This is a genomic window from Actinoallomurus sp. NPDC050550 (genome assembly GCF_040655075.1).
Lineage (GTDB): Bacteria > Actinomycetota > Actinomycetes > Streptosporangiales > Streptosporangiaceae > Actinoallomurus.
Window position 1 is genome coordinate 39,437 of sequence record NZ_JBFAJC010000061.1, and the last position, 23,937, is coordinate 63,373.

Sequence of the window (23,937 nt, forward strand, 5' to 3'; positions counted from 1 at the left end):
GCGCGATCACCAAGCGAGATGGCACGTCAGCCGACACGCTGATCGCCGCTGCGCGTTCCCCTGTACCGGGCTGTGTACGTCAGTCCGGCAGGCGAGCGGACCGCCTCGTGGTGGGCGAGGTGCGCGGCGCCGAGGTCGTCGGCCTGCTGGCCGCGCTCAGCAACGGACGTGAGGGCGGCTGCGCCACCTTGGACGCCGCCCCCGCCGACGTACCCGGCCGGCTCAGGGGACGAGCAACGTGGCCGCGATACCGGCGACGGCGGGGACGATGCCCAGCAGGATGAATGCCGGCAAGAAGCACAGACCGAGCGGGGCGACCGCCCGGACCCCTGCGGCCCTCGCTCGTTTCGCGGCGGCCACCCGTGCGACGCGCCGCTGGTCACGCGCCAGACGGGCGAGAGTGGCAGCGAGGGGTGCGCCCCCGGACGCGGCGCGGGCCGCCGCGCGGCCCAGAGACGCCAGCACGGGGTCCTGGGCGAGCGCCAGCCACTCCGCGGCGGGGTCCGCGCCGAGTCGGATACGGGCGGCCACGCGGGCCAGTTCGGCGCCGAGCGGTCCGCCGACCGCATCGGCCACGGCCTCGACCGACTCGTGCCACGCGCCGCCGCCGCGAAGGCACGCCGCCAGTAGATCGATCGCGATGGGCAGTTCGGCGACGACGCGACCTCGGCGTTCGCGAGCCGCCTTCGGCTCCAGCCGCGCGAGGAAGCGCATGAGTCCCACCGCGACCAGGACGCCCGCCACCCAGCCCACCGGACCTCCCAGCAGCAGCGCGCAGGCGATGCCCGCCAACACGCTCACCCCGGGCATGAGGCGATCATTTCTCCGCCCTTCGCTCGTGTCCGACCGGCCCTCGGCCGATCTCCCACGGCCGCCGACGGCCGCCGAGCCCTCCTCCAGGCTCCCTGTGCGGCCCGCGACCGTCCCGGAACGGGCCCGGGGCGACCGATGAGAGCGACGTGTGCTGGGTCCACGAGAACGGCTCATGGTCGCGCCCGCGGGGCTCACAAGCGGCCATGAGCGGCTCTCGGTCCGCGTCGCCTCGGCCGCTGTCGCGACGGGCCGACGCTCATCCGCGAACAGCCTGCCGAGTCGCTTACCCGCCGGATCGCCCGAGACGGCGATGAAACCCGCGAGGCCGGCGCAGCCGATGACGGTCAGCTCGAGGAACATCAATGATCCCTTCTCACAGTTCGGGTGAGCGAGCCGGGCAGAGCCGCACGCGGGCTCCGTCTGCGGGGCGAACTCCATCGCGTCACCGGATGTCCTCGGCGGCGGCGGCCAGGCGCCTGGTCCACCAGAGGCCGAGCATGTCCAGCGCGACGCCGAGCCCGAGGCACAGCGCTCCGGGGATCGTGCCGAACAGGAAGGCGAACGGTCGGGCGCCCAGAGCGACGGCCATGAGCAGGCCGAGGAGGGGCAGCCCGGCGAGCAGCCGGGCCGTCGCACGCGGGCCGGCGAGCTGGAGGGCGACCTCCTCCCGGTGTTCCTGCTCGTCGCGGAGCGCCGCGGCGAGACCGTCGATCACACGGGCGAGCATCCCGCCGCGGTCGACCCCGATGCGCCAGCAGCCGGCGAGCAGGCGGAGTCCCTCGCAGCCAGGCGTCTCGGCCGCTCGTTCGAGGCGCGCGGCGACGTCGTCACCCGACCGGGCGGCGTCCACGACGGATCCGAGCCGGGGAAGGGACAGGCCCTCGGCGGCACCGGACAGCGCGGCGCCGGGTGGGCGTCCGGCCGCGAGTTCGGCCGCGATCCCGTCGCACAGCTCGACGATCGCGGCCCGCCGTGCCGCGAGGTCGCGTCGCCCGCCGGAGAGCACCCCGCGTAGGCGGAGCATCCGGTCGATCAGGCGGGGACCGGAGGCCCGCTCGGACGCCGCCCCGGACCGCGTCGGCATGATCGAGGTCAGCCGGAGCGCGGCCGGCGGGGGCAGCGACAGGATCCAGACGCCGGCGGACACGCACGCCACGGCCAGGAGGACGATCACGGCGGTGGACCGCCGAGCCGGGCGGCCAGGGCCGGGGCGCCAGGGCCCTCGTGGATCGCGCTGTCGGCCCCGTAGGAGACGGCCGGGACCACCTCCACGAGGCCGTCCGGGCGCCGGTGGAGCACGCAGATCTCGGCCACCCGGCGCCGCCCGCCGGGCGCCTCGCGGACGAGGTGGACGACGACGTCGAGGGCCGCGGCGAGCTGGCTGTGCACGGCCTCCCGGCTCAGCCCGGCCGCGCACGCGAGGGCCTCGAGCCGGGCGGGTACGTCGGCTGGGGCGTTGGCGTGCAGGGTGGCGCAGCCCCCCTCATGCCCCGTGTTGAGCGCGGCCAGCAGGTCGACGACCTCGGCGCCGCGCACTTCGCCCACCACGAGGCGGTCCGGTCGCATCCGCAAGGCCTGGCGAACGAGGTCGTGGAGGGTGACGCCGCCGGCTCCCTCGATGTTCGGCGGGCGGGTCTCCAGGCCCACGACGTGCGGATGCGCGGGCCGCAGCTCCGCGGAGTCCTCCACCAGGACCAGGCGCTCGCCCGGATCGGCCAGCGACAGCAGCGCCGACAGGATCGTCGTCTTCCCAGTGCCCGTGCCGCCGGTGACGAGGAAGGCCAGTCGAGCGGTGACCAGGGCGTCCAGCAGGTGGGCTCCTTCCGGAGGGACGGCCCCGGCGGAGACGAGCTCGGCGAGCGTGAAGGCCCGGCGCCTCGGCAGGCGCAGTGACAGTGTGGTGCCCCCGGAGGCGATCGGCGGCAGCACCGCGTGCAGCCGGATCCCGCCGGGCAGCCGGGCGTCGGCGTACGGGGCGGTGTCGTCGAGCCGTCGGCCGGCCGCGGCGGCGAGCCGCTGGGCCAGTCGGCGCACCGCGGCGTCATCGGGGAATCGCACGCGGGTAAGGCGCAGACCCGCACCGGTGTCGACCCAGACCTCGCCCGGGCCGTTGACCAGGACGTCGGTCACCTCGGGGGCGCGGAGCAGGGGCTCGAGAGGGCCCGCGCCCACCAGGTCGGCCCGGACCTCGTCGGCGAGGGACAGCACCTCCGTGTCGCCGAGCATCCGCTCCTCCGCTCTCAGCGCCGCCGCCACGTGCGCGGCGGTCGGAGCCACGCCTGTCCCGACGAGCCGACCGCGGACGGCCTCGGTCAGATCGCTCATGACGCCCTTCCTTTCGTGATCGCTGTGCGGGCCGGTCGAGGCCGGGCGGCCCGAAGGCGCGGGTCCCGGCCGGGAAGACCTAGGGCCGGCCCGCTCCGAGACAGCGGGAGCGGCCGATGAGACGCGGCCGGGACTGGGCGTCGCCGGCGGCCACCGCCCGTGTCCGCGGCGGGCGGGTCCCAGCCGGCCGCGTCGGCCGGCCGTCGGTGAAGCGCCGCGCAGCGGTCACCCGGTCGCCGCCGATGCAGGCCGTCTGCACGTCGCCGCCGAAGCAGGCCGTCTGCACGTCGCCGCCGCAGGCGGGCAAGGCGCCGAGGTGCCGCCCCGGGGTCGGCGGCGCCCATCAGCGGACCTCTCCGCGCAGCGGCCGGTCGTGCGCCAGGTCGGTGAGGAACCGGCGGCAGAAGTCATCGAGCGCTCCGCCCCTCCCCAGACGGTCGCCCCGCTCGATCGCGCTCGCCAGTCGCCGGTCCGTGGACACCACGCCGGCCAGGGACAGGCGCAGCGACTCGGCGATGACGGCAGGCTTCAGACCGCCGGGCGCGGGACCGCGGACGACGACCCGAAGGTCGCGTGAGTAGGCGCGGACCAGCCCGGCGACCCGGTCGGCCGCGACGGTGGCGCGCACCTCCGCGGGGACGACGAGCAGCGTGGTGTCGGCGGAGGCCAGGACCTCCGCACTCGCGTCGGTGACCTGCCGGGGCAGATCCGCGACCACCAGGTCGTAGCCGCGGACCGCCGCGTCGAGCACCGATCGCATCGTCTCGGCCGAGACCGGCTCGGCCGCCCCGCGATGCCACGAGAGCACGGCCAGCCCGTCGCGCGCCGGCAGGGAGTCGTGGAGCGCGGCGGTGCTCAATCGCCCCTGCCGGTCGGCGTAGTCGGACCACCTGGCCCCGGGCGTCCCCTCCGCGCCCAGGACCAGGTCGATGCCGCCGCCGAGCGGATCACCGTCGAGGAGCAGCGTGCGAAGGCGGCACCGCGCGGCGACGCCGGCCAGTGCCGCGGCCAGGACGCTCGCACCCGCCCCGCCGCGCCCGCCCAGGACGCCGACCACGGCCGCCCGCCCGCCGGCCGGCTCCGAGGCCGCCGCCATCTGGTCGACCAGCCAGGTCTCGGCCTCGGGCAGGGCCACCACCTGCTGCGCCCCGATGTCCACGGCGAACCGGTAGACGTCGTCGCCGTCGGTCTCGACCATGGTGAGGATCACGCCCGGCCGCCGCTCTGGCGACGACCGGGCCAGGTGCGCGGCTAAGTCGGCGCCGACCACGATGAGCGCGGCGTCGCGCCAGGCGGCCCGGGCGCCTGCCGGGTCGGCGGCGAGCCGCGTCTCGACGTCCGCCGCCGCGGCCAGGCGCAGCAGGTCGTCGACGAGCACGGAATCGGCAGAGGCGATCAGCACGATGGCGGACATGGCATCTCCTCGCTTTCGCGAGGTCAACGATGCGCCCGTGACTGTCGACGCCGAAAGGACCCCTCCCCGACCTGTGGATAACTCCGTCGCCGAGGGCTCCGGCAGGAGACGAAATGGCTGGGGATACGAGACGACCCCCGCCGGGGGGGAGAGCGGGGGTCGCCGGACGGTCCGGCTCCGGGGGGGTAGAGCCGGTCCCGTTTCCCGGGAGGTCTCGAAGGTCAAGTCGCGGCCAGGCACTCGTCAGCGGACGTTAAACCCGGCAGCCCCCAGTGTATGCAGATTCAACATAATGTCGCCCGATCACTCGGTGTTCCGTCGAAGTGGCGACCAATTCGTGATCATTGGCCGACCGCCCATAACGGGAGTATTCGGGCGTTTCCTACGTGGGGGGTACGTCGAGAACGCCTTCCGCGAGTGGCTGCAGCGTAGCGGAAGCAGGCGAGATCGTTCTGCGCTCGGGCACGCTTGATTGATACAGAGGTAGATCACACTGCGTGATCTTTTTCCTGTCGCCGACGCGATGCCCAACACCGCGGCCAATGTCGCATTTACGAAGTCGATCTCTTGCGCGGGTTCACCGTTCTGCCCTCGGAGATCTTCCCGCCCACCTCGGCTCGGCGAATCGAGGGCTTGCCAACTGGGCTAATTCGGCGTAGACAGGTTGCACGGACTAAGTGTCCGAGCACGGCAGCCGGGCACCCACGCGCGACCAGCCGCGGGAGGCGCGTCGAGACGGGCTTGACCCGATCCGACGATCAGAGGTGCACGCTTGGTAACCCGGTGTGACGTGTCGGCGACGGCGTTCCTCCGGGAGCGCCGTTCGCTTTGCGCCGATCCGTTCGCTCTGCGTCACCCCGTTCATCCCCGTGCCGCCTCGCCGATACCGATTACGGGCCGTCCACCGACCCGTCGGCGCCCGCACATGGGTTACCCGAGCGCCTGAACACTCTCACCCGGCAACGGCTCGGAGACCACCTCTTGCGTCCTGACACGGCCTTGACAGAGGGTCGGCTCCGAGCCTCCTCATACCTTCTCCGACGAGAAGAAAAGGGCACCGAGCCCCCAAAAGCGGACGGCCGCGCGCCGTGGTCTTCGCCTCGGTGTGCGTCGTGCCGTCCATGGCCGGCCACGACATGTGTGCCGGTCGGCCCAGTCCTCGGCCTCCCGCCGGCCGGAGCACCGTCCCGTGCCCGTCGACCGCAAGACGTCACCCGTGCCCCGCCGACCGCAGAGCACCATCTCAACCGCGAGGCACCGTCTCGTACAGCCAGGCGCCGTCTCCGGCCCCGAGTCGTCTTCGACCGCGAGGCACTGGCTCAACCACGCGCCACCATCTCGGACCGCAAGGCACCATCTCGTACGGCCAGGCGCCGTCTCCGGCCCCGAGTCGTCTTCGACCGCGAGGCACTGGCTCAACCACGCGCCACCATCTCGGACCGCGAGGCACCGTCTCCGACCCGAAGCGCTTCTCAACCAGGCGACGCCGTCTCCGGCCGCGAGGTGCCGTCTCGTACCGCGCGGAACGCCTCAGCCGCGCTGGAACGCCTCGCAGACCGCGAGCGCGTCGCGTGCGCCCAGTTCGATGGCCTCGGCGCAGTGGCGCACCCAGCCTGCGACGCCGTCCGGAGTGCCCGCCGTATAGCCGCGCAGGGCAACCCCGTACGTGTCCCGGAGCTCAAGATGCCCGACCTCCGGGGCGGTCAGCGACTTGGGATCGAGGCCCCGGTCGACCAGGGTCAGCCGCGCCGCCGCCCGGGCCACGATGCCGTCGCCCCAGCCGAACGGCCGCAGCGCCAGCAGCTCGCCGTGCACGATCGCGGCGACGACGACGGCCGGCGCGTCCGTCGGGGCGGTCAGCAGGTCGCTGAGCACGTCAAGGCGCGCGGCGACCTCCTTGGCCGACGGCGGCGGGCCGAGTTCGAGGGGGTCGGCGGCGTCGTCGTCCGGGCGTGGCCGGCCCAGCGCCTCGGGGGCGACGGCGTCCGCGGCAGCCAGGGCGTGCAGCCGCGCGAGCGCCTGGCGCGGGGCCTTCCGCCAGGTGTCCGCGAGCGATCCGAGCTCGGCCGACACCCGCAGCGCGCCCTGCACGACCGGATCGTTCGACAGGCCGCCGCGAATCTCCTCCAGAGGCGCCGAGACGCCTTCGAGGGCGGCCGAGGCCCGGGCGCCGCGCAGCGCCGACTCCGCGGAGACCTCGGCGCTGCGCCGCCGCAGGATCCGGTGGCCGAGCAACCGGTCGACGGCCTCCCGGGTCCGCGCGACGGCCTCGGGCACGTCGGGCAGGGTCGCGACGTTGGCAAACGCATCGCTCATCGGACGCGCGGCGTTCGAAGGTCGCCCGGCGCCGGGCCGGTGCGGGAACGCCGCTTCCTCCTTGAAACCATCAGTGGCCGAAACACGGTACGGCGCGGGGCGGGACGCGGCGCGATCCCGCGGCGGGCGGAGACGGCACCATCGCATGACCCTACGCGGCGCGCGCCCCTTGTAACGACACGTACGAAGCTGGTGAAGTTGGCATGGACCTACCTGACCTTCTGCTCGATGGAGGAGCGCCGTGACGCAGGAAACCCCACACGAGACCCTCTCCAATCTTCTCCAGGAGAGCCGGCGGTTCGCTCCCCCCGCAGATCTCGCCGAGGCGGCGAACGTCACCTCGGCGGCGTACGAGGAGGCGACGGCGGACCGGCTGGCGTTCTGGGAGAAGCAGGCGAAGCGCCTGCACTGGAACACCGAGTGGGACACCGTGCTGGACTGGTCGAATCCGCCGTTCGCCAAGTGGTTCGTCGGCGGGAAGCTGAACGCGGCGTACAACTGCGTCGACCGGCATGTCGAGGCGGGTCTCGGCGACCGGGTCGCTTACCACTGGGAGGGCGAGCCCGGCGACACCCGCACGATCACGTACGCGGATCTGCAGCGCGAGGTGTCCAAGGCGGCGAACGCCCTGCTCGAGCTCGGTGTCCAGAAGGGCGACCGGGTCGCGATCTACATGCCGATGATCCCCGAGACGGTGTTCGCGATGCTGGCCTGTGCCCGCGTCGGCGCGCCGCACACGGTGGTCTTCGGCGGGTTCTCCGCCGACGCGCTGCGCGGCCGCATCGAGGATTGCGACGCGCACGTCGTGATCACCGCGGACGGCGGCTACCGGCGGGGCGCGCCGAGCGCGCTCAAGCCGAACGTCGACGAGGCCATCGCGGGCATCGACCACGTACGGAACGTCCTCGTCGTACGCCGCACCGGCCAGGACGTGGCCTGGACGGAAGGCCGCGACGTCTGGTGGCACGACCTCGTGGACCGGCAGAGCGAGGAGCACGAGGCGGAGCCGCACGACGCGGAGCACCCGCTGTACGTCATGTACACCTCGGGCACCACCGCCAAGCCGAAGGGCATCCTGCACACCACCGGTGGCTACCTCACGCAGGTCTCCTGGACCCACCACGCGGTGTTCGACCTGAAGCCGGAGAGCGACGTCTTCTGGACCGCGGCCGACATCGGCTGGGTGACCGGCCACTCGTACATCGTCTACGGCCCGCTGTCCAACGGCGCGACCAGCGTCATGTACGAGGGGACGCCCGACACCCCGCACAAGGGCCGCTGGTGGGAGACCGTCGCCAAGTACAAGGTGTCGATCCTCTACTGCGCGCCGACCGCGATCCGCACGTTCATGAAGTGGGGCGAGGACATCCCCGCCCAGCACGACCTGTCGTCGCTACGGCTGCTCGGCTCGGTCGGCGAGCCGATCAACCCGGAGGCGTACGTCTGGTACCGCCGGAACATCGGCGGCGACCGTACGCCGGTGGTGGATACCTGGTGGCAGACCGAGACCGGCGCCATCATGATCAGCCCGCTGCCGGGCGTGACGCACGGCAAGCCCGGCGCGGCGATGCGGCCGTTGCCCGGCATCGAGGCCGACATCGTCGACGACCAGGGCAAGCCGGTGCCGAACGGCGGCGGGGGCTTCCTCGTCGTCAAGGAGCCGTGGCCGTCGATGCTGCGCACGATCTGGGGCGACGACGAGCGGTACATCAAGACGTACTGGTCGCGCTTCGACAAGCTGTACTTCGCCGGCGACGGCGCGAAGAAGGACGACGACGGCGACTTCTGGCTGCTCGGCCGGGTGGACGACGTCATGCTCGTCTCCGGCCACAACATCTCGACCACCGAGGTCGAGTCGGCGCTGGTGTCGAACCCCAAGGTCGCCGAGGCGGCGGTGGTCGGCTCCACCGACCCGGTCACCGGGCAGGCCATCGTCGCGTTCGTCATCCTGCGCGGCGAGACCGTCGACAACGGCGCGGCGCTCGTCGCCGAGCTGCGCGACCACGTCGCCAAGCACCTGGGCGCGATCGCCAAGCCCCGCCAGATCATGATCGTTCCCGAGCTGCCCAAGACGCGGTCCGGGAAGATCATGCGGCGGCTGCTCCGTGACGTCGCCGAGAACCGCTCGCTCGGGGACGTGACCACGCTGACGGACGGCACGGTGATGGACCTCATCAAGGAGAAGATGCCCTCCGCGTCGAGCGACGAGTAACGACGACCGGGCGCGGCCCCGCCCACGCGGGGCCGCGCTCTCTCATTTCCGCCGTACCGCTCCTGGCCGCGGCGGGCGGCGCGCCAGGCGGCGATAAGGGCCCGCCGCCCGAATCGGCCCGCCTCGCCACCGGTAACCTCGGACAGTCCTGTGCCGAGAAGCCGTTCTTTCGCCGGTACCTCTGCGGTTCACTCCTCATCGGCGATTCGGCCTATTCGGATCACGCGCCATCCGAGAGAGTGGCGACCGGCACTGAGAGGAGAAACATGACCGAGGTACGGCCGGACGGGCAGTATCCGAACGGGCAGTATGACGACAAATCACTCGGCGAGCTGGTCGCCATCGCCACGGGCAGTGTGTCACGCCTCGTCAAGTCGGAGATCGAGCTCGCCAAACTGGAGCTGAAGGGCGACGCCAAGAAGGCCGCCCTCGGCGGGACCCTCTTCGCCGTGGCCGGGGTCATCGGCGGCGTCGTCGTCATCCTGCTGTCGATCGCTGCCGCGTACGGCCTGGTCGCAGCCGGTATCTGGCACTGGGCGGCGTTCCTCATCGTGGCGGGCTTCTACGTCCTGCTGGCGGCCGTGCTCATCCTCATCGGCCTGTGGCGGATGAAGAAGATGAGCGGCGCCAAACGGTCCCGGCAGTCCGTGATGGAGGACTTCGCGATGCTGCGGCGGGGCGGCGGCCCGGACGAGACGCCCGCGCTGACCGAATGACGTCCGCCGGCGGGACGGGGTGAGGCCCGCCGGCCGATGAAGAGGGGGCCGGACATGGCCGACGAGTCCGTCGTCCAGATCGATGGTCCATGGCGACACCGGTCGGTGAGCGCGGGAGGGACACGCTTCCACGTCGTCGAGGCCGGGGAGGGCCCGCTCGTCCTGCTGCTGCACGGGTTCCCGCAGTTCTGGTGGTCGTGGCACCGTCAGCTGGTGTCGCTGGCCGGCGCGGGGTTCCGCGCGGCAGCCGTCGACCTGCGCGGATACGGCGGAAGCGACAAACCACCGCGCGGGTACGACCTGATCACGCTGGCCCGGGACGCCGCCGGGCTGGTACGCGCGCTCGGCGCGGCCAGTGCCACCGTCGTCGGGCACGACTGGGGCGGCCTGCTGGCCTGGACGATGGGCGTCTACCAGCCCCGCGTCGTCCAGCGGCTCGCCGTGGTGTCGGCGCCCCACCCGCTGCGCCTGCGTACCGCGATCGCGACGGATCCACGCGGTCAGGGCTGGGCGGCCCGGCACACGCTCGGCTTCCAGCTGCCGATGGGGCCGGAGCGGCTGCTCGTCCGGGACGACGCCGCGCAGGTGGGCCGCCTGCTGCACGCCTGGTCGGCCCCCGGCTGGCCCGACTCCACCGGCGAGCGGCTGTACCGCTCGGCCTTCCAGATCCCCGGAGTCGCGCACTGCGCGCTGGAGTACCACCGCTGGGCGGTGCGCTCGATCGTGCGCCCGGACGGCCTGCGGTACGCCCGCCGGATGCGCGCCCCCATCCGCGTCCCCACGCTGCAGTTGCACGGCTCGCTGGACCGCTGCGTGCTGCCCCGAAGTGCCCAGGGGTCGGGCCGGTACGTCGACGCGCCCTACCGATGGAGGCTCATCGAGGGAGTCGGGCACTTCCCCCACGAGGAACGCCCAGAGGCCTTCGACGCCGAGCTCCTCTCCTGGCTCGCCGACGCCGAACCGGGCCGCCACACGGCCTCCGAGGGCCACCGTCCCGGATGAGGCTCGACGCCGGCCGAGCGATCACGATGAGGACGGACACCGGCAAGGGGGCGTACGCGCGACAATGAGGCGTGCACGATCGGGATGAGGACTGAGACAGGACTAGGGGCATGCGCGATCGCGATGAGGCGGGACGAGCACGCAACGCACGACCCCGGGACGCGTACGGCCGGCCGCTGCCGCACGGCACCGTCGGAGAGGACCGCGTCCCCGACGACTATGCCGCGGAGCCGGCCGAGGCGCTGACGGAGGCACAGCGGCTGCTCGACGCCGACCGCCCCTTCCACGCTCACGAGGTCCTGGAAGCCGCTTGGAAGGCCGCTCCGGGCGCCGAACGCGCCCTGTGGCAGGGTCTGGCCCAGCTGGCCGTCGGATTCACGCACGTACGGCGCGGCAACGCGCGAGGAGCCTCCACGCTGCTGCGCCGCGCCGCCGACCGCATCGCCCCGTACGCCGGGAGCGCGCCGCACGGTATCGCGGTCGCCGAGCTCGCCCGCGCCGCCTACGCGCTGGCCGACCGCATCGAACGCGACGGCCTGGGCGCGGTCACGGACGCGGACCTGGCTCCCCGGCTACGCGTCGCGCCCTAGTCCCCGCAGGCCTCCGTCTGGACGCTCCCGTCCCCAGAGGCCCGTCCAGACCCTCTGTCTGGACGCTCCGTCCCCAGGAGCCCGTCCAGACCCTCCGGCTGGACGCTCCGTCCCGAGAGGCCGGATCCTCCGTCCAGGGCGGCCCCGCCGGGGACTCAGTCCGAGCAGGCTTCCGTTGAGACGCTTCCGCTGGCGTCGACGCCCGCCTGGGCGTCCGGGGCGACCTCGTGGGCCGTCAGGGCGTATCCGGTGTCCTTGTTGTCGAGAGCGGCGGCGAAGACCACGCCGTACACCTTGCCGTTCGGAGCGAGCAGCGGGCCGCCGGAGTTGCCCTGTTCGACCAGCGCGCGGATGGCGAAGATCTCGCGGGTGACCTGGCCGGAGTGGTAGATGTCCGGGCCCTTGGCCTTCTGCTTGGCGCGGATCCGGGCGGCACGCGGGGTGAACTTCTGGTTCTTCGGGAAGCCGGCGACGACGGCGTTGTCGCGGCTCTGCCCGCCCTCGTCGAACTTCAGGGCGGGGAGGCGCAGGCCCGGGACGTCGAGGATGGCGATGTCGCGCTTGTCGTCGTACAGCACGACCTTGGCGCGGTAGTTGCCCTCGCCCAGGGTGTAGACGGTGGGGCCGCTGTCGACGCCCGCGACGACGTGGGCGTTGGTCATCACGCGGCCGGGGGCGTACACGAACCCGGTGCCCTCGATCCGGCGCTGGCAACTGTGCGCCGTCCCCATGACCTTGACGATGCTCTTCTCGGCCGCCTGCAGCTGGGGGGTGTTGAGGATCTTGGTATCCGGCGGCGGCACCTCGGTGATGGGCTCGCCGCCGAGCCCGCCGAACACCTGTGGGAACTCCGTCTTCGAGACGAACCCGCGGAAGGAGGAGAACCAGGTGGTGGCCTGCTGCGGCATGAACGCGTCGACGCCGTGCAGCACCTCGGAGTTCTTCACCTGTTTGCTCAGCCAGACGACCGGGGAGGAGACCACGGCAGTGCCGATGAACCACGCCACGACGAGCAACGCCACACTGCTGACGCACGCCCCGCCGACGGCGTCGACGCTGCGGGCGGACTCCCAGGTGACGCGGCTGCGCAGCGCGGAGCCGACGGAGGAGGCGATCAGCTGCCCCAAGGTCGCGGCCAGGAAGGCGATGACGACGGCGAGCAGCGCCTGTTGCGCGGCGCCGTCGACGACCGCCTTGACCAGCGGTGGGGCGATCAGCATGCCGAGGACGACGCCCCCGACGAAGCCGACGAAGCTGAGCACGCCCACGATGAAGCCCTGCCGGTAACCCGAAATGGCGAACAGCACGACGAGCACCAGCAGGATGAGATCAAGGATGTGATCGCCCAGCACCGGTCAACCGTATAGCGCATCGGGGTCCGAGGACGTCCCCTCCCCGGACCAGTTCAGATTCGCCGATGTACGAACAGAGGACTACTCGCCGCCCGCGAGGTCGATGACCTCGGTGGGAAGGTCCTCGACCCGGGTCGTGTCCCAGGGGCGACCCCAGCCGGCCGTCTCGAGCACCGTGTGAAGAAGGTTGGCGGTGAACCCCCACACCAGCATCCCCCGGACGCGGAACGCCGGGCCGAGATGGCCGGAGGGGGCGCGGACGCGCAGCCGGTTGGCGGGGTCCGTCAGCTCGGACAGCGGGACGCGGGCGACCGACGCGACCTCACGGGGGTCGGCGGCGGCGACGGTGGACGGCTCACGCCACCAGGCGACGACCGGGGTGACGCGATACCTGCTGTACGGGATGTACAGCTCCGGCATGGTCGCCAGGACGGTCACGCCGGTGGCGTCGAGGCCGGTCTCCTCGACGGCCTCACGCACGGCGGCTCCGACCGGCCCGCCGTCGCCGGGGTCGATGCCGCCGCCGGGGAAAGCCGGCTGCCCGGGGTGCTTGCGGAGGGTGTCCGCACGCTGGAGGAGCAGGACGTCGGGGCCGTCGGGCCCCTCACCGAACAGGATGAGCACCGCGGCGGCGCGGGCGCCGTTCGCCGGGGGGCGGAACAGGGTGGGGACCTGCATGCGGGGGGCCGTGGCCGCGAAGTCGCGCAGCCACTCCGGGCAGTCCGTCGCTACGGGGGGTTCGACCGACATCATTGAGGCTTCAACGGAGTCGGCCTCCGGATCCTTCCCGGTCACGAGAAGGGGCCGGACTTGACCAGCTTGCGAGCGGTCTCCTCGTCGGTCGGGCCCTCGCCGTACGACGGGCAGAGCCGGGCGAGCGGGCAGGCCCCGCAGGCCGGGCGCCGGGCGTGGCAGATGCGCCGGCCGTGCCAGATCAGCCGATGGGACAGGATCGTCCAGTCCTTGCGCGGGATCAGCTCCCCGACCTCGTACTCGATCTTCACCGGGTCGGTCTCGGTGGTCCAGCCGAACCGCTTGGTCAGCCGCGAGAAGTGGGTGTCGACCGTGATGCCCGGGACGTCGAAGGCGTTGCCGAGCACGACATTGGCGGTCTTGCGGCCCACGCCGGGCAGCGTCACGAGCTCCTCGAGGGTGTGCGGCACCTCGCCGCCGAAGCGGTCGCACAGCTCGTGACCGAGTTTGAGCAGGCTGTTGGTCTTCGCCCGGAAGAAACCCGTTGACTGAATGATCTTCTCGACGTCCTCGCGGTCGGCCGCCGCGAGATCCGCCGCGGTCGGGTAGCGCGCGAAGAGGGTCGGGGTGACCATGTTGACCCGCTTGTCCGTCGTCTGCGCAGACAAGATCGTCGCAACCAGTAGCTGGAACGGGTCGCCGAAATTCAACTCACAGTGTGCGTCCGGGTACACTTCCGCCAGTTCTCGGTTGATCCGGCGAGCCCGGCGTACCAGGGCGAGACGCGTCTCCGGTTTGCGTGGCACGAACGCAAGGGTAACGGGGGGGTCGACCAAAACTCATCCTGCGATGTACGTCACACTGTGGACGTACGTTAGCGAGGAGGAAACGTGAACGACCGCGACGTGGAGGTTCTGGGACGGGCCCCGCTGTTCGAAGCTCTCGACGAGGAGGGGGCCAAGGCGCTACGCGCCATCGTGTCAGAGGTCCATCTGTCCCGCGGTCAGACCCTCTTCTCCGAAGATCAGGAGGGCGACCGACTCTACGTCGTCCTCGAGGGCAAGATCAAACTGACTCGGACGGCGCCCGACGGCCGGGAGAACCTCCTGAGCGTGCTCGGCCCCAGCGAGATGTTCGGCGAGCTGTCCCTGTTCGACCCGAGGCCGCGCACGGCCAGCGCCATCGCCGTGACCGAGGGGCGCCTGGCCGCGCTGGGCCACAGCGACCTGTGGCCGTTCCTCAAGGGGCACCCGGAGATCAGCATCCACCTGCTGCGGGCCCTCGCCCAGCGGCTGCGCCGGACCAACGAGAACATGGCGGACCTCGTCTTCACCGACGTGCCCGGCCGGGTCGCCAAGGCCCTGCTCGACCTCGCCGAGCGGTTCGGTCAGCCCAGCGAGAGCGGACTGCACGTCCACCACGACCTGACGCAGGAGGAGCTCGCCCAGCTCGTCGGCGCGTCCCGGGAGACGGTGAACAAGGCACTCGCCGACTTCGCCCAGCGCGGCTGGCTGCGGATCGAGGCCCGCGCCGTGCAGGTCCTCGACATCGAGCGCCTCCGCAAGCGCTCGCGCTAGAGCGAGGGCTAGGGCCTGTCCTAGATCGCGCCCCGCTCGGCGAGGTAGTCGAGCTGCGCCTGGACGGCCCATTCGGCGGCCGGCCACAGCGATCGGTCGACGTCGGCGTACACCCGCTCGACGACCTCCCGGGCCGTACGCGCCCCGGCCGTGACCGCGGCCTCGACCTGCTGGAGGCGTTCACGCCGGTGGCCGATGTAGTGGTCGAGCGCGGCGACGGGGTCGTCGAGCTTCGGTCCGTGGCCGGGCAGGATGACGCGGGTCCCCTCGGCCATCGCCCGTAGCCGGTCGAGCGAGCCGAGGTAGTCCCCGAGCCGATGCACCACGGTGGTGCCGTAGCCGAGCACCGTGTCGCCGGTGAGCACGGCCTGGTCGCCCGGCAGCCAGAAGCACAGCGAGTCCGGGCTGTGGCCCGGAGTCTCCATGACCCGCAGCTCCAGCCCGTCCAGCTCGACGACGTCGCCCTCGGCCAGTCCCTCCTCACCCAGCCGCAGTGCCGGGTCGAGGGCCCGGACGGGCAGGGGACGGGAGCCGTCGGCGGCCAGCTCGGCGAACCGCCGCGCGCCCTCGGCGTGGTCCGGATGGCCGTGCGTGAGCAGCACGAGGGCCACGCGTCCCGCCTCGGCGGCGACCCGGCGCAGGTGCTCCTCGTGCTCCGGCCCCGGGTCGACGACAATGGACCGCTCGGCGCCCGGTTCGCGCAGCACCCAGGTGTTGGTGCCGTCCAGCGTCATGGGCGAGGGGTTCGGGGCCAGCACGCACCGCGCCCGCTCGGTGCCCATTCCGTCGATGTCCGTCATCGCGCCCCCATCCGTCACGGCCGCGCCCGCTCGGTGCCCATCCCGTCGATGTCGGTCATCGCGTTCCCGTCCGTCACGGCCGCGCCCCCGGGACGTGCCCGTCGAGCTCCGGCGGCAGGATCAGATAGGCGCCGTCATCGGTCACGCGGGTCTCGGGCAGCCGTGGGCGTACGGCCCGTTCGGCGGCCAGCACCCCGGCGACCGAGTCGTACATCGCCAGCTCGGTGAGCGTGACGAAGGTCGGCGGCAGCAGCGCCATCTCGCCGCGCCGGGCGGCCTCCACCCCCTCACGCGGGCGTACCCACGCCACCTGGTCGGACTCGGTGCTCACGTCGCGGGTGCGCTGCCCGGCCGGCAGGGCCGCGGCGAAGAACCGCGTGTCGTAGCGGCGTTCCTCGAACACCGGCGTGATCCAGTGCGCCCAGGGACGCAGCAGGTCGCTGCGCAGGACCAGGCCGCGCTTGTCGAGCAGCGCGGCGAGCGACAGCGAGCGATCGAGCAGGGCCAGGCGGTCCGCCTCCCAGTCGTCGCCGCTGATGTCACCGGCGATCGTGTCCGGGGCGGGCCCGGCGAGGAGGACGCCCGACTCCTCGAACGTCTCACGTACGGCGGCGCACACCAGCTCGCGGGCGAGGGTCTCCCCGGCCCCGAACGCCGCGCCCCACTCCTCCGGTGACGGCCCGGACCAGCCCACCGTACGGTCGCCGTCCCGCGCGTCCACCGAACCGCCGGGGAAGACGTACGCGCCGGGCGCGAACGGCATCGACGTCACCCGGCGCAGCATGTACACCTCGATGCCGCCGTCGAGGGCGTCGCGGAGCAGGACGACCGTCGAGGCGTCCCGTGACACGGCCGGCTCCGCCCGGCCCTCCTCGATGTCGCGCGCGCGTTCGGCCAGCTGATCCGGTAGCCGAAGGCCGGGGACGTCCGCCAACGGAGCCTCCTCGTTCAGGCGTGGGCCGGGACGCCGTCCGCGCAGGACGACGACCCGGGCTTCCAGGCCGAACGCTATTCGACTTCGGCGATCAGTTCGACCTCGACCGGGGCGTTCAGCGGCAGCACCGCCACGCCCACCGCGCTGCGCGCGTGCCGGCCCGCGTCGCCGAACACCTCGGCCAGCAGGTCGCTCGCCCCGTTGATCACCTTCGGCTGGCCGAAGAAATCCGGCGCGCTGGCCACGAAGCCGACGACCTTGACGATGCGGCGCACCCGCGACAGCTCCCCGACCTCGGCCTTGAGCGCGGCGATCGCGTTGAGCGCGGCCGTACGGGCGAGCTCGGCGGCCAGCTCCTCGCTCACCTCGGCGCCGACCTTGCCGGTCGCGGGCAGCTTGCCGTCGACCATGGGCACCTGCCCCGACGTGTAGACCAGGCTCCCGGTCCGGGCGGTCGGGAGGTACGACGCCACCGGCGGCACGACGTCCGGGACCTCCAGCCCGAGTGCCCGTACCCGCTCCTCCGGCGTCGTCACTGCTTCTCCCGCTTGAGGTAGGCCACGAGGTTCTCCGGGTTGGGACCGGGGATGACGGTGACGAGCTCCCACCCGTCCTCACCCCAGTTGTCGAGGATCTGCTTCGTCGCGTGGACGAGCAGCGGAACGGTCGCGTACTCCCACTTCTTCATGGGGTGAACACTAGTGGCGCGCCGATTCGCTAAGCCTGCGCGGGCGGCTCCTCGTGTCGTGCGGGCGGGGCGATGCCCGGCTGCTCCTTGGCCTCCATACCGGCCACGGGCGGCACCTTGTCGGCCGAGTCGATCGACGCCGGCTCGCCGGCCTGCGTGAGCTCCTCTTCGGCCTTGGCGAGGCGCTCGGCCAGGTCGGGCCGGCCCGTGCCCTCGCGCGGCGTCTGGTCGCCGCCGGCCGCGCGGTCGAAGAAGCGCAGCAGCTCGACGGGGAAGGGCATCACGAGGGTGCTGTTCTTCTCGGCCGCGACCTCGACGACCGTCTGGAGGAGGCGCAGCTGGAGGGAGGCGGGGTCCTGGGCCATGACCTCGGCCGCGGCCGCGAGCCGCTTGGACGCCTGGAACTCACCGTCGGCGGCGATGATGCGAGCTCGGCGTTCCCGCTCCGCCTCGGCCTGGCGCGCCATGGACCGCTTCATGCCCTCCGGCAGCGAGACGTCCTTGATCTCAACGCGCTCGATCTTGACGCCCCAGGGCGCCTCGGTCATACCGTCCATGATCTGGCGGAGCTCGGCGTTGATCGATTCGCGGTCGGACAGCAGCTGTTGCATGTCGGCCCGGCCGATGACCGCGCGCAACGACGTCTGGGCCACCTGCGAGATCGCCCAGTTGTAGTTCTGCACGTTGACGATCGCCTTCACGGGGTCGATCACGCGGAAGTAGACGACGGCGTCGACGCGGACGCTGACGTTGTCCTGCGTGATGCCCTCCTGCGCGGGGACCCCCATGGCGACCGTCTGCATGTTGACCTTCGTCATGCGGTCGATCGCGGGGAAGATCAGCGTCAGGCCCGGCGGCCGGAACTGCGGCTGAACCTGCCCCAAGCGGAAGACCACGCCGCGTTCGACCTGCTGAACGACCTTGATCGACGACAGGACGACGAGCAATATCACGAATCCGAGGATTCCTAGGAGCACGAATGCCGCTTCAGCCACGGCGCTCACCTTTCTGACGGCCGATTCCCTCATGTCCGACACTAGTCGTCGGATACCCCGAGGTGTCAGACGTCACTTTCCGGCGCTGCGAACGCGTCGGCGGACGGACGATAACCTCACAAGGGTGAGCGGGAGAGACACCGACTGGGACGGTGTACGACTGCACGTCGTCACCGGCAAAGGCGGCACCGGGAAGACGACGGTGGCCGCCTCCCTCGCGTTGGCGCTGGCCGCGGGCGGCCGGAAAGTCCTGCTTACCGAGGTCGAGGGCCGCCAGGGCATCGCCCAGCTGTTCGACTGCCCACCGCTGCCGTACGAGGAGCGGAAGGTCGCGGTCGCGCCCGACGGCGGCGACGTCTACGCCCTCGCGGTCGATCCCGAAGAGGCGATGCTCGACTACCTCGAGATGTTCTACAACATCAAACGGGCGGGCAAGGCGCTCACCAAACTGGGGCTCATCGACTTCGCGACCGCCATCGCCCCAGGCCTGCGCGACGTCCTGCTGACCGGCAAGGCCAGCGAGGCGGTCCGCCGCCGCGACAAGAGTGGCCGGTTCGTCTACGACGCGGTGGTGATGGACGCGCCGCCGACCGGCCGCATCGGCCGGTTCCTCAACGTCAACGCCGAGGTCGCGGGGCTGGCGAAGGTCGGTCCGATCCGCAACCACGCCGACACCGTCATGAAGGTGATCCGCAGCCCGGAGACCGCGGTCCACTTCGTCACGCTCCTGGAGGAGATGCCGGTCCAGGAGACCCTGGACGGGATCACGGAGCTGCGGGAGACGGGGCTGCCCGTCGGCGGCCTGGTGGTCAACATGGTGCGGCCGCCGCTGCTGGACGTGGAGGACCTCGCCCTGGCCGCCCGCGACGAGCTCGACGTCGAGACGATCCGCATGGGGATCAAGGCGGCCGGCATCGAGGACCGCACCGCCGAGATCGCCGACGCCCTCGCAGTCGAGGCCGCCGACCACGCGCGCCGCACCGCCCTGCAGGAGCGTGAGAAGGCGCGCCTGACCGAAGCCCACGCGCCGCAGTACGAACTGCCGCTGCTCAGCGACGGCATGGACCTCGCCGGCCTGTACGAGCTCGCCGCCGATCTGAGGACGCAAGGAGCAGCGTGAGCGCCGCAGCCGAGAAGGACCCCCCGGCCTTCTGCATCGACGACCTGATCGACGATCCCGAGACGAAGATCATCGTCTGCTGCGGGTCCGGAGGCGTCGGCAAGACCACGACCGCCGCCGCCGTGGGCGTCCGCGCCGCCGAACGCGGCCGGGACGTCGTCGTACTCACCGTCGACCCGGCCCGCCGGCTCGCCCAGGCGCTCGGCCTCACCGAACTGGACAACACCCCGCGCCTCGTCGAAGGCGTCGACGGCGAGCTGTACGCGATGATGCTCGACATGAAGCGCACCTTCGACGAGATCGTCGAGGCGCACGCCGAGCCCGAACGCGCGCAGCAGATCCTGGCCAACCCCTTCTACCAGTCGCTGTCGTCCAGCCTGTCGGGCACGCAGGAGTACATGGCGATGGAGAAGCTGGGCCAGCTGCACCGGTCCGGCGACTGGGACCTCATCGTCGTCGACACGCCGCCGTCCCGATCGGCCCTGGACTTCCTCGACGCGCCGGAGCGGATGGGCCGGTTCCTCGACGGCCGCCTGATCAAGATCCTGATGGCCCCGGCCAAGGCGGGCGGGCGGTTCGGGATGAAGGTCGTGACCGTCGGCTTCGGGATGTTCACCAGCGCGATCACGAAGGTGCTCGGTGGGCAGCTGCTGAAGGACGTCCAGACGTTCGTGCTGGCCTTCGACACGATGTTCGGCGGGTTCCGCGAGCGGGCGGAGCAGACCTACCGCCTGCTGCAGGCACCTGGCACGGCGTTCCTCGTCGTCGCCGCTCCGGAGCCCGACGCGCTGCGCGAGGCGTCGTACTTCGTCGAGCGCCTCGCCGAAGAGCAGATGCCGCTGGCCGGTTTGGTCGTCAACCGCGTGCACCGCTCGGACGCGTCAGAGCTGTCGGCCGTACGCAGCCAGGCCGCCGCGGAGACCCTGAATGACCGCGGGACGCATCCGCTGACCGCCGCGCTGCTGCGCCTGCACGCCGAGCGGATGCAGGTCACCGCGCGGGAGACGCGGCTATGCGAGAGCTTCACCTCATCGCACCCGACGGTGCCCCGGGCCACCGTCGCGGCCATGGCCGAAGACGTGCACGACCTCGAGGGGCTCCGGTGCATCGCGGGAGAGCTCGCGGGTGAACTGAAGGAACCGGCCGCCTAATGGCGGCCCGGTCCGTGTACTGAGCGTCTCTGATTCGCTCAGGGATGTGAGCGAATCGCCTTCGTGCCCTGGTGCTGAACGGCGGGAGCCGTCAACCCTCGTGACACGCCCCTCCGGACGCTGGTCGGTGAGATCTCCTGACCCTACCGAGGGAGGGTGCCCGACGTCGCCTGGGCATCGGGCGTGTGGGTGACAGTCTGCCACATGATCGCTACAGATCGCTAATCCGTCCGATGAACCTGGCCGGCCGGGTGCGGCCAGGCCGTCGATCCGCCGATCAGCTCGCGACGAGCTCCTCGTCCGGGTCCTGCGTCGCCTCGTACTGCTCCTTGGCGGTCTCGAGGAGCTCTCGCCACGATGAGACGTCCGGGCGACGGCGGAGCAGTGCGCGGCGCTCGCGCTCCGTCATGCCACCCCATACGCCGAACTCGATGCGGTTGTCGAGAGCGTCGGCAAGACACTCGGTGCGCACTGGGCAGCCGCGGCAGATCAGCTTGGCCCGATTCTGAGCCGCCCCCTGCACGAACAACGCGTCGGGATCCGCGTTACGGCAGGCGGCGCGGGCGGTCCAATCCGTGATCCACATCTTGGCCCCACTCCCCTTGGGTCGGTTGTCGTTTGCGAGCCCCGGCCGGACGGGCGCGGACGTCAGGCCGCCATACGAAAGCCGTGGGGAGAAACTTACGGAAGAGCGCGGCGCTTCAACAGCCCCCGTAGGGTCCATTCTTGAGATAGCCCCTACGGGCCATAGGAAGGCAACGAACTAGTCATCCCTCTTCACGGGCTGTCCCATATGCACCTCTCGTCCCGCGTAACCTATGTCCCGTGACTCAGAGATCAGATCAGGAACACGCCATCATCAAGCTGCTACGGCTCCTTGGCGCAGCGATCGTGGCCGGGCTTCTGGTCGGTCTCATCGCCCTGCCGGCCGTCGGCAGCGCCGGCATGGCGACCCGGGACGCGGCCGACGGGTTCAAGAACCTCCCGGACGACTTCAACATCCAGCCGCCGCCCGAACGGACCACGGTCTACTCCGCGGACGGCCAGGTGATCGCGCAGTTCTGGCACCACAACCGCGAGTCCGTGAGCCTCGACCACGTCGCGCCGATCATGCAGCAGGCGGTCGTCGCGATCGAGGACTCCCGCTTCTACCAGCACGGTCCCCTCGACATGAAGGGCTCCGTCCGGGCGCTGATCACCAACGCCCAAGAGGGTGGTGTCAAGCAGGGCGGTTCCACGCTGACCCAGCAGTATGTCAAGAACCTGCTGGTCGAGGCCGCGGACACCCCGGCCGAGCTGAACGCCGCCAACGCCCCGAACGTCGGGCGGAAGCTGCGGGAGCTGCGCTACGCCGTCAACATCGAGAAGCGGCTCACCAAGCAGCAGATCCTGCAGGGCTACCTCAACATCGCCTACTTCGGCGCCGGCGCGTACGGCGTCGAGGCGGCGGCCCAGCGCTACTTCAGCAAGGACGCCTCCCAGCTCGCGCTCCCAGAGGCGGCGCTCCTGGCGGGCATCACGAACAGCCCCGTCGCCTACGACCCGACGCTCCACCCGGACCACGCCCTGCAGCGGCGGAACACCGTGCTCTACCGCATGGCCGAGCTGAAGATCATCACCAAGCAGCAGGCCGACCAGGCGGCCGCCACGAAGATCAAGCTGCACCCCAAGCTGCCCAAGAGCGACTGCGTCGCCAGCAAGGCACCGTTCTTCTGCGAGTACGTCAAGACCGAGATCCTCGGCAACCCGGCGTTCGGCAAGACGGCCGCCGACCGTGTGCGGCTGCTCTACCGCGGCGGCCTCACGATCCGCACCACGATCGACATGAAGGCCCAGAAGGCCGCGCAGAGGGCGCTCTCCCAGCGCCCGAGCGACAACAGGACCGCCACGGAGGCGATGGTCAAGCCGGGCACCGGCGAGATCAAGGCGATGGTCGTCAGCAAGACGTACGGCGACAGCATCAAGAACGGCGAGACCACGCTCAACCTCGCCGCCGACTACGCGCACGGCGGCAACCTCGGCTACTCCGCGGGGTCCACCTTCAAAGTCTTCACGCTGGCGGCAGCGCTCGACAAGGGCATCGACGTGGGCACCTCGCTTCCCGCGCCGTACAGCACGACGATCTCGGGCTTCCGCGACTGCAAGGGCAACGGCTCCGGCCCGTGGGACGTGCAGAACGCCGAGAAGTCCAAGGGCAAGACCGCCAACCTGCAGACCGGCACCTGGGAGTCGGTCAACACCTTCTACGCCGAGCTCGAGCAGAGGGTGGGCCTGTGCGACGCCGTCAAGATGGCGGAGAACTTCGGCCTGAAGCGCGCGGACGGCAAACCGCTGAAGCAGGTTCCCTCCCAGGTGCTCGGCGCCAACGAGATCGACGTCACACACCTCGCCGCCGCCTACGCCGGGCTGGCCGCCCGCGGCGACTACTGCACGCCGATCGCGATCACCGACGTGACCGACAGCGCGGGCAAGAAGATCCGGGTACCGAAGTCCAAGTGCTCAACGGCGGTCGACACCGAGACCGCCGATAAGGTCACCAAGATCCTGCAGGGCGTTCTCACCAAGGGCACGGCGGCGGGCATGGGTCTCGGCCGTCCCGCGGCGGGCAAGACCGGCACGTGTGAGAGCTTCACCTGCGCGGTGTTCGCCGGGTACACCCCCGACCTCGCGGCGGCCGTCTGGTACGGCGACCCCGCGGCGCCGTGGGCGCACCGGAACTACGGCGTCTACGGCAAGGACGTCGCACCGATCTGGCGAGCGTCGATGGAAGGCGCGCTGAGCGGGGTGAGCCCGTCGTCGTTTCACACGCCGGTGAACGACTTCGGCAACCTCGACCAGGCGAAGGTTCCGGACGTCCACGGCATGCCCGTTGGCCAGGCCAAGCAGCAGATCGAGAAGGCCGGGTTCACGGTGCAGGTCTCCCCGCGCGCGGTCGACTCGACCCAGCCCGCGAACACCGTCGTGTACACGTCGCCGAGCGCCGGCAGCCAGGTCGACCAGACCACCACCGTGATGCTGTTCGTCAGCAACGGCAACGGCGTCCCCGGCCCCGGCCGGGGCAAGAAGAACGGCAAACCCCGCAAGGGCGGGCCGTTCCCGTTCGGCAACTGACCGAAACAGGAAGGGTCCCGTGCGCGGCGCCCGCCCCGCCCCGGCCCCTCTCGTTTGGTCCCGCCCCCGGCGAGCTGGCGCGTGTCCACACCCCACACCCCCGTGCCCGCGGCGCGGCCCGCGACCAA

The 23,937-nt window shown here is 71.5% G+C and carries 22 protein-coding genes and 1 pseudogene; 9 read left to right on the top strand and 14 right to left on the bottom strand.

Annotated elements, in window-relative coordinates:
* Nucleotides 1–74: 74 nt before the first annotated feature.
* Nucleotides 75–224 (top strand): annotated as a pseudogene (locus AB0I04_RS46210) (pilus assembly protein CpaF); the annotation flags it as partial.
* Here the strand turns inward: AB0I04_RS46210 and AB0I04_RS46215 are convergent.
* From AB0I04_RS46215 to AB0I04_RS46235, 5 genes are all read right to left on the bottom strand, one after another.
* Nucleotides 223–810, bottom strand: a complete 588-nt coding sequence (locus AB0I04_RS46215) for a type II secretion system F family protein (RefSeq protein WP_360900044.1) — start codon at nt 808–810, stop codon at nt 223–225. The pseudogene AB0I04_RS46210 and the gene AB0I04_RS46215 overlap by 2 nt on opposite strands.
* 445 nt (nt 811–1,255) lie before the next feature.
* Nucleotides 1,256–1,987, bottom strand: a complete 732-nt coding sequence (locus AB0I04_RS46220) for a type II secretion system F family protein (RefSeq protein ID WP_360900047.1) — start codon at nt 1,985–1,987, stop codon at nt 1,256–1,258.
* Complete coding sequence (locus AB0I04_RS46225) at nt 1,984–3,138, bottom strand: TadA family conjugal transfer-associated ATPase (RefSeq protein WP_360900050.1); 1,155 nt, start codon at nt 3,136–3,138, stop codon at nt 1,984–1,986. The genes AB0I04_RS46220 and AB0I04_RS46225 overlap by 4 nt, the downstream gene beginning before the upstream one ends.
* Before the next feature lie 343 nt (nt 3,139–3,481).
* The gene (gene ssd / locus AB0I04_RS46230; protein ID WP_360900053.1) at nt 3,482–4,552 is read right to left on the bottom strand and encodes a septum site-determining protein Ssd; all 1,071 of its coding nucleotides are present in this window, start codon (nt 4,550–4,552) and stop codon (nt 3,482–3,484) included.
* A gap of 1,530 nt (nt 4,553–6,082) precedes the next feature.
* Nucleotides 6,083–6,868: an oxidoreductase gene (locus AB0I04_RS46235; RefSeq protein ID WP_360900056.1), complete on the bottom strand. Its 786-nt coding sequence runs from the start codon at nt 6,866–6,868 to the stop codon at nt 6,083–6,085.
* A gap of 241 nt (nt 6,869–7,109) precedes the next feature.
* On the opposite strand from AB0I04_RS46235, the gene acs reads away from it, so the two are divergent.
* From acs to AB0I04_RS46255, 4 genes are all read left to right on the top strand, one after another.
* A complete protein-coding gene (gene acs, locus AB0I04_RS46240; protein WP_360900059.1) occupies nt 7,110–9,080 on the top strand; it encodes an acetate--CoA ligase in 1,971 nt (656 codons plus the stop codon).
* Between the two features lie 266 nt (nt 9,081–9,346).
* Nucleotides 9,347–9,796, top strand: coding sequence for a phage holin family protein (locus AB0I04_RS46245; protein WP_360900062.1), 450 nt, complete (start codon nt 9,347–9,349; stop codon nt 9,794–9,796).
* A gap of 54 nt (nt 9,797–9,850) precedes the next feature.
* On the top strand, nt 9,851–10,798 hold the full coding sequence (locus AB0I04_RS46250; RefSeq protein ID WP_360900065.1) for an alpha/beta hydrolase: 948 nt from the start codon (nt 9,851–9,853) through the stop codon (nt 10,796–10,798).
* 110 nt (nt 10,799–10,908) lie between these two features.
* On the top strand, nt 10,909–11,388 hold the full coding sequence (locus tag AB0I04_RS46255) for a DUF309 domain-containing protein (RefSeq protein WP_360900068.1): 480 nt from the start codon (nt 10,909–10,911) through the stop codon (nt 11,386–11,388).
* Between the two features lie 155 nt (nt 11,389–11,543).
* Here the strand turns inward: AB0I04_RS46255 and AB0I04_RS46260 are convergent, their stop codons facing one another.
* The 3 genes from AB0I04_RS46260 to nth all read right to left on the bottom strand — a co-directional run bounded on the left by AB0I04_RS46260 (nt 11,544) and on the right by nth (nt 14,239).
* A complete protein-coding gene (locus AB0I04_RS46260) occupies nt 11,544–12,737 on the bottom strand; it encodes a MarP family serine protease (RefSeq protein WP_360900111.1) in 1,194 nt (397 codons plus the stop codon).
* Between the two features lie 84 nt (nt 12,738–12,821).
* The gene (locus AB0I04_RS46265; RefSeq protein WP_360900071.1) at nt 12,822–13,490 is read right to left on the bottom strand and encodes a CoA pyrophosphatase; all 669 of its coding nucleotides are present in this window, start codon (nt 13,488–13,490) and stop codon (nt 12,822–12,824) included.
* A 41-nt stretch (nt 13,491–13,531) separates the two neighbouring features.
* Nucleotides 13,532–14,239, bottom strand: coding sequence for an endonuclease III (nth, locus tag AB0I04_RS46270; protein ID WP_360900074.1), 708 nt, complete (start codon nt 14,237–14,239; stop codon nt 13,532–13,534).
* An 84-nt stretch (nt 14,240–14,323) separates the two neighbouring features.
* Here nth and AB0I04_RS46275 point away from each other — a divergent pair, with 84 nt between their 5' ends.
* On the top strand, nt 14,324–15,010 hold the full coding sequence (locus AB0I04_RS46275; protein ID WP_360900077.1) for a Crp/Fnr family transcriptional regulator: 687 nt from the start codon (nt 14,324–14,326) through the stop codon (nt 15,008–15,010).
* A 20-nt stretch (nt 15,011–15,030) separates the two neighbouring features.
* Here the strand turns inward: AB0I04_RS46275 and AB0I04_RS46280 are convergent, their stop codons facing one another.
* The 5 genes from AB0I04_RS46280 to AB0I04_RS46300 all read right to left on the bottom strand — a co-directional run bounded on the left by AB0I04_RS46280 (nt 15,031) and on the right by AB0I04_RS46300 (nt 18,427).
* Nucleotides 15,031–15,810, bottom strand: a complete 780-nt coding sequence (locus AB0I04_RS46280; RefSeq protein ID WP_360900080.1) for an MBL fold metallo-hydrolase — start codon at nt 15,808–15,810, stop codon at nt 15,031–15,033.
* Between the two features lie 73 nt (nt 15,811–15,883).
* On the bottom strand, nt 15,884–16,744 hold the full coding sequence (locus AB0I04_RS46285; RefSeq protein ID WP_360900083.1) for an NUDIX hydrolase: 861 nt from the start codon (nt 16,742–16,744) through the stop codon (nt 15,884–15,886).
* Between the two features lie 74 nt (nt 16,745–16,818).
* The gene (locus AB0I04_RS46290) at nt 16,819–17,280 is read right to left on the bottom strand and encodes a RidA family protein (RefSeq protein WP_360900086.1); all 462 of its coding nucleotides are present in this window, start codon (nt 17,278–17,280) and stop codon (nt 16,819–16,821) included.
* Nucleotides 17,277–17,432 (bottom strand): DUF4177 domain-containing protein, encoded by a 156-nt coding sequence (locus AB0I04_RS46295; protein WP_252781158.1) that lies wholly within the window; start codon nt 17,430–17,432, stop codon nt 17,277–17,279. The genes AB0I04_RS46290 and AB0I04_RS46295 overlap by 4 nt, the downstream gene beginning before the upstream one ends.
* Nucleotides 17,433–17,461: 29 nt before the next feature.
* Nucleotides 17,462–18,427, bottom strand: a complete 966-nt coding sequence (locus tag AB0I04_RS46300; protein ID WP_360900090.1) for an SPFH domain-containing protein — start codon at nt 18,425–18,427, stop codon at nt 17,462–17,464.
* A gap of 124 nt (nt 18,428–18,551) precedes the next feature.
* On the opposite strand from AB0I04_RS46300, the gene AB0I04_RS46305 reads away from it, so the two are divergent.
* Both AB0I04_RS46305 and AB0I04_RS46310 read left to right on the top strand, forming a co-directional pair.
* Nucleotides 18,552–19,547, top strand: a complete 996-nt coding sequence (locus AB0I04_RS46305; RefSeq protein WP_360900093.1) for an ArsA-related P-loop ATPase — start codon at nt 18,552–18,554, stop codon at nt 19,545–19,547.
* A complete protein-coding gene (locus AB0I04_RS46310) occupies nt 19,544–20,698 on the top strand; it encodes an ArsA family ATPase (protein WP_360900096.1) in 1,155 nt (384 codons plus the stop codon). Before AB0I04_RS46305 ends, AB0I04_RS46310 begins: the two co-directional genes overlap by 4 nt.
* Nucleotides 20,699–20,975: 277 nt before the next feature.
* Here the strand turns inward: AB0I04_RS46310 and AB0I04_RS46315 are convergent, their stop codons facing one another.
* Nucleotides 20,976–21,284, bottom strand: coding sequence for a WhiB family transcriptional regulator (locus tag AB0I04_RS46315; RefSeq protein ID WP_360900099.1), 309 nt, complete (start codon nt 21,282–21,284; stop codon nt 20,976–20,978).
* A gap of 239 nt (nt 21,285–21,523) precedes the next feature.
* Between AB0I04_RS46315 and AB0I04_RS46320 the strand changes: the two genes are divergently transcribed.
* Entirely contained in the window at nt 21,524–23,809 is a 2,286-nt protein-coding gene (locus tag AB0I04_RS46320) for a transglycosylase domain-containing protein (RefSeq protein ID WP_360900102.1), read from the top strand.
* Nucleotides 23,810–23,937: the final 128 nt, after the last annotated feature.